This is a genomic window from Streptomyces anatolicus, from assembly GCF_019400875.1.
GTDB lineage: Bacteria > Actinomycetota > Actinomycetes > Streptomycetales > Streptomycetaceae > Streptomyces > Streptomyces anatolicus.
On record NZ_WMBF01000288.1, the window covers coordinates 1 to 8,055 of the forward strand.

At 67.9% G+C, this 8,055-nt stretch carries 7 protein-coding genes and 1 riboswitch; of the genes, 3 read left to right on the forward strand and 4 right to left on the reverse strand.

The window, feature by feature from the left end; all coding sequences use genetic code 11:
* The first annotated feature begins 126 nt into the window (after nucleotides 1-126).
* Nucleotides 127-1,401, forward strand: coding sequence for an esterase/lipase family protein (locus GKQ77_RS22360; protein WP_219690719.1), 1,275 nt, complete (start codon nucleotides 127-129; stop codon nucleotides 1,399-1,401).
* Nucleotides 1,402-1,572: 171 nt separating this feature from the next.
* Nucleotides 1,573-2,505, forward strand: a complete 933-nt coding sequence (locus tag GKQ77_RS22365; protein WP_219690720.1) for a hypothetical protein — start codon at nucleotides 1,573-1,575, stop codon at nucleotides 2,503-2,505.
* 140 nt (nucleotides 2,506-2,645) lie between these two features.
* Here GKQ77_RS22365 and groL read toward each other — a convergent pair whose 3' ends face one another.
* From groL to thrC, 4 genes are all read right to left on the reverse strand, one after another.
* Nucleotides 2,646-4,271 (reverse strand): chaperonin GroEL, encoded by a 1,626-nt coding sequence (groL, locus tag GKQ77_RS22370; protein ID WP_125513545.1) that lies wholly within the window; start codon nucleotides 4,269-4,271, stop codon nucleotides 2,646-2,648.
* 308 nt (nucleotides 4,272-4,579) lie between these two features.
* Nucleotides 4,580-4,783, reverse strand: a complete 204-nt coding sequence (locus GKQ77_RS22375; protein ID WP_005315736.1) for a cold-shock protein — start codon at nucleotides 4,781-4,783, stop codon at nucleotides 4,580-4,582.
* 431 nt (nucleotides 4,784-5,214) lie between these two features.
* Nucleotides 5,215-5,490, reverse strand: coding sequence for a ubiquitin-like small modifier protein 1 (locus tag GKQ77_RS22380; RefSeq protein ID WP_219690721.1), 276 nt, complete (start codon nucleotides 5,488-5,490; stop codon nucleotides 5,215-5,217).
* Between the two features lie 141 nt (nucleotides 5,491-5,631).
* Nucleotides 5,632-6,927, reverse strand: a complete 1,296-nt coding sequence (gene thrC / locus GKQ77_RS22385; RefSeq protein ID WP_219690722.1) for a threonine synthase — start codon at nucleotides 6,925-6,927, stop codon at nucleotides 5,632-5,634.
* 17 nt (nucleotides 6,928-6,944) lie between these two features.
* Nucleotides 6,945-7,073: riboswitch (SAM riboswitch) on the reverse strand.
* A 154-nt stretch (nucleotides 7,074-7,227) separates the two neighbouring features.
* Between thrC and GKQ77_RS22390 the strand changes: the two genes are divergently transcribed.
* The coding region (locus GKQ77_RS22390) for a glucosyl-3-phosphoglycerate synthase (protein ID WP_219690723.1) at nucleotides 7,228-8,055 on the forward strand (828 nt) is incomplete at its 3' end.

Genomic DNA, 8,055 nt, shown 5'->3' on the forward strand with positions numbered 1-8,055 from the left:
CCCGTAAAGGGCGATGAACGGCCGAACCCGCCCTGTCCGAAAGGGCCCAGGCCGACTGTCGGCCGCCACCCGCCGTGCCGAAGATGGCGACGCCGACCGACATCAGCGCCATCGGAGGGGACCCGCATGACCGAGCCCAACCAACCCGAACCGCTCACCGAGGCCGACGCCCGCCGCATCTCCGAGGCCTTCGGGACCGCCGCCCGCGTCACCCTCGCCCCGGGACCGAGGCAGGCCCGCGAGGCGCCCGCCGCCGCGCCCGCGCCGGACGACGAGTGGGCGCTGCCCGCAGGGCGGGCCTGGGTCTACCTCGCCGACCGGACGCGCGGCCTGACCCGGCCCGTCATCCTCGGCGACGGCTTCAGCTCGGGCCCGAGCGACCTCGACTTCTCCTGGGAGATCCTGGAACGCGGCCCCTACCCGTTCCTCAGCGCCCTGCGCCAGCGCGGCTACGACGTCATCCTGCTCGGCTACGACGAGCGCAGCGCCTCCATCCTCGACAACGCCAAGGTCGCCCGCGCCGCCATCCGCGAGGCCATCGCGCGGCGCGTCGGCGACCACCCGCTGACCGTCGGCGGCTTCAGCATGGGCGGCCTCGTCACCCGGTACGCGCTCGCCGAGATGGAACACGACGGCGGCCCGGACAACGACCACCAGACGGCCCTGTACTTCTCCTACGACAGTCCGCACCGCGGCGCCTGGATCCCCCTCGCCCTCCAGTCGTTCGCGCACTACATCCGGCGGCTCAACGCGGCGTTCTCCGACCAGATGAACAGCCCCGCCGCCCGCCAGCTGCTGTGGCAGCACATCTCCGAGTGGGACGACAGCCCCGAGACCGACAAGGAGCGCGGCACGTTCCTCGCCGAACTCGAACGGGTCGGCGGCTGGCCCCAGCGGCCGAAGAAGATCGGTGTGGCCAACGGCGTACGCATCGGGCAGAGCAACGGCGTGCGCCCCGGCGAGCGGGCCTTCCACGGCAAGGGCCTCGCCATCACCGGCACCCACCTGCACACCCAGTCCGCGGGCGAGGACCAACTCGTCGCCCAGCTCAGGGTCGTGACCCTGCGCAAGCCCCGCATCCACACCTCGGGAATCCCCGAGATGGACGGCGCCCCGGGCGGCACCCTGGAGGGCTTCGGCATCCTCGCCGACGAACTGAACAAGATCCCCGCGCTCATCGGCCTCGGCTCCGAGGCCGACCTCCGCGCCCACTGCTTCGTGCCCACGGTCAGCGCGATCGCCCTGCGCGACATCGACACCCAGGAGAAGCTGTACGACCCGATCACCGCGTCCGAGGACGCCCTGAGCGAACTGGACGAGTTCCGCTGCGCCTCGAAGAACGAGGGCCACACCCTGGTCACCGAGGAACTCTGCGCCTGGATCATGGACCGGCTGCCGTAGCCGGAGAAGGGTGTAGCTCTCTTCCGGGACGGCCCCGATGGTTTGGGCTGGGAGATCGTGGTTGTGGGTGATGGCGGCGTGGGGCGGGCCGTCCACCGGCTAGCATCGCCGAGTTCGTGCCACCCACCGGCCCGGGCATCGCGGCACGGCGTACAGGGGAGCTGACACGGCATGAGAACGAAGAGCGCAGCGGCGTGGGCGGTAGCGGTGCTGATGCTCGGCGCAGCCGTCGGCGGCTGCGCCGAGCAATCGGACAAGGGACCGTCCGGAAGCGGCGCGAAGCACACGAAGTCCCACCGCGAACCGGAGGACAAGCCTGATTCACGGGTCGTCGAGGACGACGACGACCACACCGTCCTCGAACTGTCCGACGGCCGGCAGGTGTCCCTCCGCTTCACTCGCCGCGGCCTGGAGGCACAGCATCGCGACGCCTCTGACGACGCCTGGTCCGCCCGGAAGACGGTCTATGAGACCGGCACCAAACCGTGCGGCGGCATCAGGGCAAAGGCGTACCGGGACACCGTGTGGCTCGCGGCCGGCTTCGGCGTGTACTGCAGGGACGGCGAAGAACCGCAAGAGGTGATCGCGGCCGTCGCCACCGGGGACCTCTCCTCCTGGACCACCGACCCGACCAAAAACAACATGGTCTGGCCGAAGGCCCGCATCCGCGACAGTGGCGCCCGAGTGGACTTCGTCGATCGCAGCTTCTGGGGAACCAACACGCTGACCTGGCGCAAAGGCTCCGGATTCGCCAGGATGGCCACGAAGTACAAGCCCATCCACCCCTGGTTCGTGGGCCGGTGGCGAGCCACGGACGGCAGCCAGCAGCTGACCATCCACCAGGTCGAGCCGGGCAGATGGGCACGCGTGGTCATCGAGTCCCGCACCGGCCCGCGATGCAAGGGCAGCGCCGTTGTCACCGGCACCCACCAGCACGACCTGTCCATGAGCAACTTCAAGCTCGATCAGGGCGTCAGGACCGTCAACTGCCCGCCGAAGGCAAACGAGTACGACTTCGACGTGAAGTCCTCGGACGGCCCGCTGCGCCTACGCAAGATCGGCAACCACCCGAAGACCGTCCTTACCTATGAGCGGGCGGGCTGACGTACGACTGCACCCACCGGAGAACGCCGGAGAACGCCGGAGAACGCCGGAGAAACGCCCGAGGGCGGCACCCCTTCCCGAGAATCCAGGGAAAGGGTGCCGCCCTCGGTACGTGAGGACAGTGATCAACCAGAGGTCGATCAGAAGTCCATGTCACCGCCCGGCATGCCGCCGCCGGCCGGGGCAGCGCCCGCCTTCTCCGGCTTGTCGGCGATGACGGCCTCGGTGGTGAGGAAGAGCGCGGCGATGGACGCGGCGTTCTGCAGAGCGGAGCGCGTGACCTTCGCCGGGTCGAGGATGCCCTCGGCGATCATGTCGACGTACTCACCCGTCGCGGCGTTCAGGCCGTGACCGATGGGCAGGTTGCGCACCTTCTCGACGATGACGCCACCCTCGAGGCCGGCGTTGACCGCGATCTGCTTCAGCGGGGCCTCCAGGGCCAGCTTCACAGCGGCGGCACCGGTGGCCTCGTCGCCCTCCAGCTCAAGCTTCTCGAAGACCGCGGAGGCCTGGATGAGAGCCACGCCACCACCGGCGACGATGCCCTCCTCGACGGCCGCCTTCGCGTTGCGAACGGCGTCCTCGATGCGGTGCTTGCGCTCCTTCAGCTCGACCTCGGTCGCGGCACCGGCCTTGATGACCGCAACACCGCCGGCGAGCTTCGCCAGGCGCTCCTGCAGCTTCTCGCGGTCGTAGTCGCTGTCCGAGTTCTCGATCTCGGCGCGGATCTGGTTGACGCGGCCCTGGACCTGGTCGCTGTCACCGGCACCGTCGACGATGGTCGTCTCGTCCTTGGTGATGACGACCTTGCGGGCGCGGCCGAGCAGGTCGAGACCGGCGTTCTCCAGCTTGAGGCCGACCTCCTCGGAGATGACGGTGCCACCGGTGAGGATGGCGATGTCGCCGAGCATGGCCTTGCGGCGGTCACCGAAGCCCGGGGCCTTGACGGCGACGGACTTGAAGGTGCCACGGATCTTGTTGACGACGAGCGTGGACAGCGCCTCGCCCTCGACGTCCTCCGCGATGATCAGCAGCGGCTTGCCCGACTGCATGACCTTCTCCAGCAGCGGAAGGAGGTCCTTCACGTTGGAGATCTTGGAGTTGACGATCAGGATGTACGGGTCGTCGAGCGACGCCTCCATACGCTCCATGTCGGTGGCGAAGTACGCCGAGATGTAGCCCTTGTCGAAGCGCATACCCTCGGTGAGCTCCAGCTCCAGACCGAAGGTCTGGGACTCCTCGACGGTGATGACGCCTTCCTTGCCGACCTTGTCCATCGCCTCGGCGATCAGCTCGCCGATCTGGGTGTCGGCGGCGGAGATGGAGGCCGTAGAAGCGATCTGCTCCTTGGTCTCGACATCCTTCGCCTGCTCAAGGAGGGCGCCGGAGACAGCCTCGACGGCCTTCTCGATGCCGCGCTTGAGGGCCATCGGGTTGGCACCGGCGGCCACGTTGCGAAGGCCCTCGCGGACGAGCGCCTGGGCGAGGACGGTGGCGGTGGTCGTACCGTCGCCGGCGACGTCGTCCGTCTTCTTGGCGACTTCCTTGACCAGCTCGGCGCCGATCTTCTCGTACGGGTCCTCGAGCTCGATCTCCTTGGCGATGGAAACACCATCGTTGGTGATCGTGGGGGCGCCCCACTTCTTCTCGAGGACGACGTTGCGACCCTTGGGGCCCAGGGTCACCTTGACGGCGTCGGCGAGCTGGTTCATGCCGCGCTCGAGGCCGCGCCGTGCCTCCTCGTCGAACGCGATGATCTTGGCCATGTGAAGTGGTCCTCCCGGACGGGGTGGAAACGCAAACGGACCGTGCTGGTGCCCGCGACGGACGGTCTGCGCACCGTGTGGTTCCTTGCCCCACGCGGTCTGCGGACCTCACCGACCCGATCCAAGTTCTGTCACTCTCACTCGTAGAGTGCTAAGCCCAATGATTAGCACTCGACCCCTGCGAGTGCAAGCGCCTCTCCTGGATCTCCGGGTCGTACCGGGGCGCGACCGGGCGCACACGAGGGGCCCGTACCCCCATGGGATACGAGCCCCTCGCGATGCTTGCTTCGGTGGTCGATCGCGCCGAGCTAGACGGCGAGCTTGACCATGTCAGCCTGCGGACCCTTCTGGCCCTGCGAGATCTCGAACTCGACTCGCTGACCTTCTTCAAGGGTGCGGTAGCCGTCCATCTGGATCGCGCTGTAGTGGACGAAAACATCCGCACCACCGTCGACCGCGATGAAGCCGTACCCCTTCTCCGCGTTGAACCACTTGACGGTGCCCTGAGCCATGCCTAACTCCCCTATTACTGGCCCTTGCACAGACCCGCACTTCGCGGACCCGGGTCAGACCTCACCCCCCACTGGTTGGGGGTGTGCGCCGGAACGCGTCGACCGCCGCTGAATGTATCTGCCCAACTGCCCTCTGCAACAGGTCAATCGGACGAGAATTATGGGCGCGTGCGATCGGCAATATGCGGAGAATTCGCCGGAATCCAGGGCAAGTCGGGCCGGGCAAATGCCATATGGGGCCCAAAAGGGCGGCTCGCTTTGGCTGCTTCTTGTCGGCTCCGGGCCGACTTCGTATATGCACTCGGCACAAACGTTGAAGCGCGTTTCCCAACTGTACCGCGCTCAACCAAGTTGAATTGCCCCCTCCGTTTGTCTCCCGGAGAGGGCAATTCGATTTACGCAGGGAAGTTGCGGAATTGGATCAGCGGAGATCAGCCGCCGGCGACCGCGGGAATGATCGAGACCCCGGCGCCGTCCGGAGTGGCCGTCTCGAGCCCCTGCTCGAAGCGGACGTCGTCGTCGTTCACGTACACGTTCACGAACCGCCGCAGCTTCCCCTGGTCGTCGAGGACGCGGGCGGCGATGCCGGTGTGCTTCTTCTCCAGATCGGCGATGACCTCACCGAGGGTGGCCCCTTCGGCGGCGACCTCGGCCTTGCCGCCGGTGTAGGTACGCAAAATGGTAGGAATCCGAACGTTGACACTCATGTGGTTCACCTCAGAAGTACGGGGATGGAGGGCGCCCCGTCAGGAGCGCGGGGATGAGTAGCGCCCCGCCAGGGGCGCGGGGAACTGCGCGAGGACGGACCACGACCCGCAGTCGGCCACGGTCACCAGGTGCTACGGCGATTAACCCGCAAGCCCAGCGGAGCGAAACGCCTCAAGGCTGGGCTTGATCGTCGCGGTCGCCTGAGACGTCTCGGCAACCGCGTCCAACGTCTTCAGGCCATCCCCCGTGTTCAACACCACCGTGGTGAGGGAGGGATCAATAAGCCCCGCCTCGACCAGCTTCTTCGTGACCCCCACCGTCACCCCGCCGGCGGTCTCCGCAAAGATCCCCTCACTCCGAGCGAGCAGCTTGATCGCATCGACGACCTGCTGATCGTCGACATCTTCCACGGCCCCACCGGTACGCCGAGCGATATCAAGCACGTACGGCCCATCCGCAGGATTACCAATCGCGAGCGACTTCGCGATGGTGTTCGGCTTCTGCGGACGCACCACGTCATGCCCCGCCTTGAACGCGGCCGACACCGGCGAACACCCCTCGGCCTGCGCGCCGAAGATCTTGTAGGGCTTATCGGCCACCAGGCCGAGCGCGATCAGCTCCTTCAGCCCCTTGTCGATCTTCGTGAGCTGCGACCCGGAGGCGATCGGGATGACGAGCTGATCCGGCAGCTCCCACCCGAGCTGCTCGCAGATCTCGTACGCGAGGGTCTTGGAACCCTCGCCGTAGTACGGCCGGAGGTTGACGTTGACGAAGCCCCAGCCCTCGCCCAGCGGGTCGCCGATCAGCTCGGAGCAGAAGCGGTTCACGTCGTCGTAGTTGCCCTCGATGCCGACGAGTTCACCGCCGTAGACCGCGGCCATGACGACCTTGCCCTGCTCCAGGTCGTGCGGGATGAACACGCAGGAGCGGAAACCGGCGCGGGCGGCGGCGGCGCCGACGGCGCCCGCGAGGTTGCCGGTGGAGGAGCAGGAGAGGGTGGTGAAGCCAAAGGCCCTCGCCGCTTCGAGCGCCTGTGCGACGACGCGGTCCTTGAACGAATGCGTGGGGTTCCCGGAGTCGTCCTTGACGAACAACTTGCCTTGTTGGATCCCGAGTTCGCGCGCGAGGTTGTCGGCCTTGACGAGCTTGGTCCAGCCGGGGTTGAGGTTCGGCTTGTCGGCCACGTCGGCGGGGACGGGCAGCAGCGGGGCGTAGCGCCAGATGTTGGCGGGGCCGGCCTCGATCCGCTTGCGGAGGGCTTCGGGGTCGCCGAGGGGCAGGTCGTACGCGACTTCGAGGGGGCCGAAACACTCGGCGCAGGCGAAGATCGGGCCGAGGGGGAACTTGGTGCCGCATTCCCGGCAGGAGAGACCCGAGGCGGGACCGAGGTCAACGGTCGACGCGGGGGTTTCGGTGGCGACAGTCTGCACAGCCATGGAGGCGAGGCCCTTTCTCCTCATCTTCCTCGCGACGCATCTCGCCGCGAGACGGAATTGGCACCTTCCCCACCGTGACCTCGCGGTCGGCGGGAGGGTTGCCGGGGCTTCAACGGGCCGTATCCCTCTGCCCCTCTGGATGAGCGGTATTCGATTGTGGGTTTCAGTTGTGGATCTCACGCGGCGGCGACCCCGACATGCGATGGTCACCGGCGTTGTTCAAGACTGTAACCGAACCCTTGGACCCTTGAGATAGTCGTCCGAACCGCGAGATGGATCACATACGGGAGGACCCCGACCGTGCTGGAAGAGGTCGAGCAGTGGCTGAGCAGGCGTTCCTGGTCGGCCGCCGACCGCCCCCTTGACCGGCTCGCCGCCGCCAAGCGGGCGTCCGGCGCGTCGGTGAGCGTCGTGCTGCCCGCGCTCGACGAGCAGGAGACGGTCGGCGCGATCGTCGCCGAGATACGCCGCGAGCTGGTCGAGAGGACCCCGCTCGTCGACGAGCTGGTGGTGATCGACTCCGGTTCGTCGGACCGGACGGCGCAGGTGGCGCGGGAGGCGGGCGCCAAGGTCGTGCACCGGGACGAGATCCTGCCGCGGATCGCGCCGCTGCCCGGCAAGGGCGAGGTGCTGTGGCGCTCGCTGCTCGTGACGAGCGGTGACATCGTCGCGTTCGTCGACGCGGACTTGAGGGAGTTCTCGGCGGACTTCGTCTCGGGGATAGTGGGCCCGCTCCTGACCGACCCGGACGTGGCGTTCGTGAAGGCGATGTACGACCGCCCGCTCGGCGAGGCCTCCGGGCAGGGCGGCCGGGTCACCGAGCTGATGGCGCGCCCGCTCCTGAACATGCACTGGCCGCTCCTTGCCGGGTTCGTGCAGCCGCTCGGCGGGGAGTACGCGGCCCGCAGGTCCCTCCTGGAGCGGCTGCCGTTCCCGGTGGGGTACGGGGTGGAGCTGGGGCTGCTCGTCGACGCGCTGCACACGGTCGGCCTGGACGCGCTCGCCCAGGTGGACGTGGGCGTACGCAAGCACCGCCACCAGGACGGGCAGGCGCTCGGTCGGATGGCGGCGGCCATCTACCGGACGGCGCAGGTGCGGCTCGCGCGCGGACACCTCGTACGTCCGGAG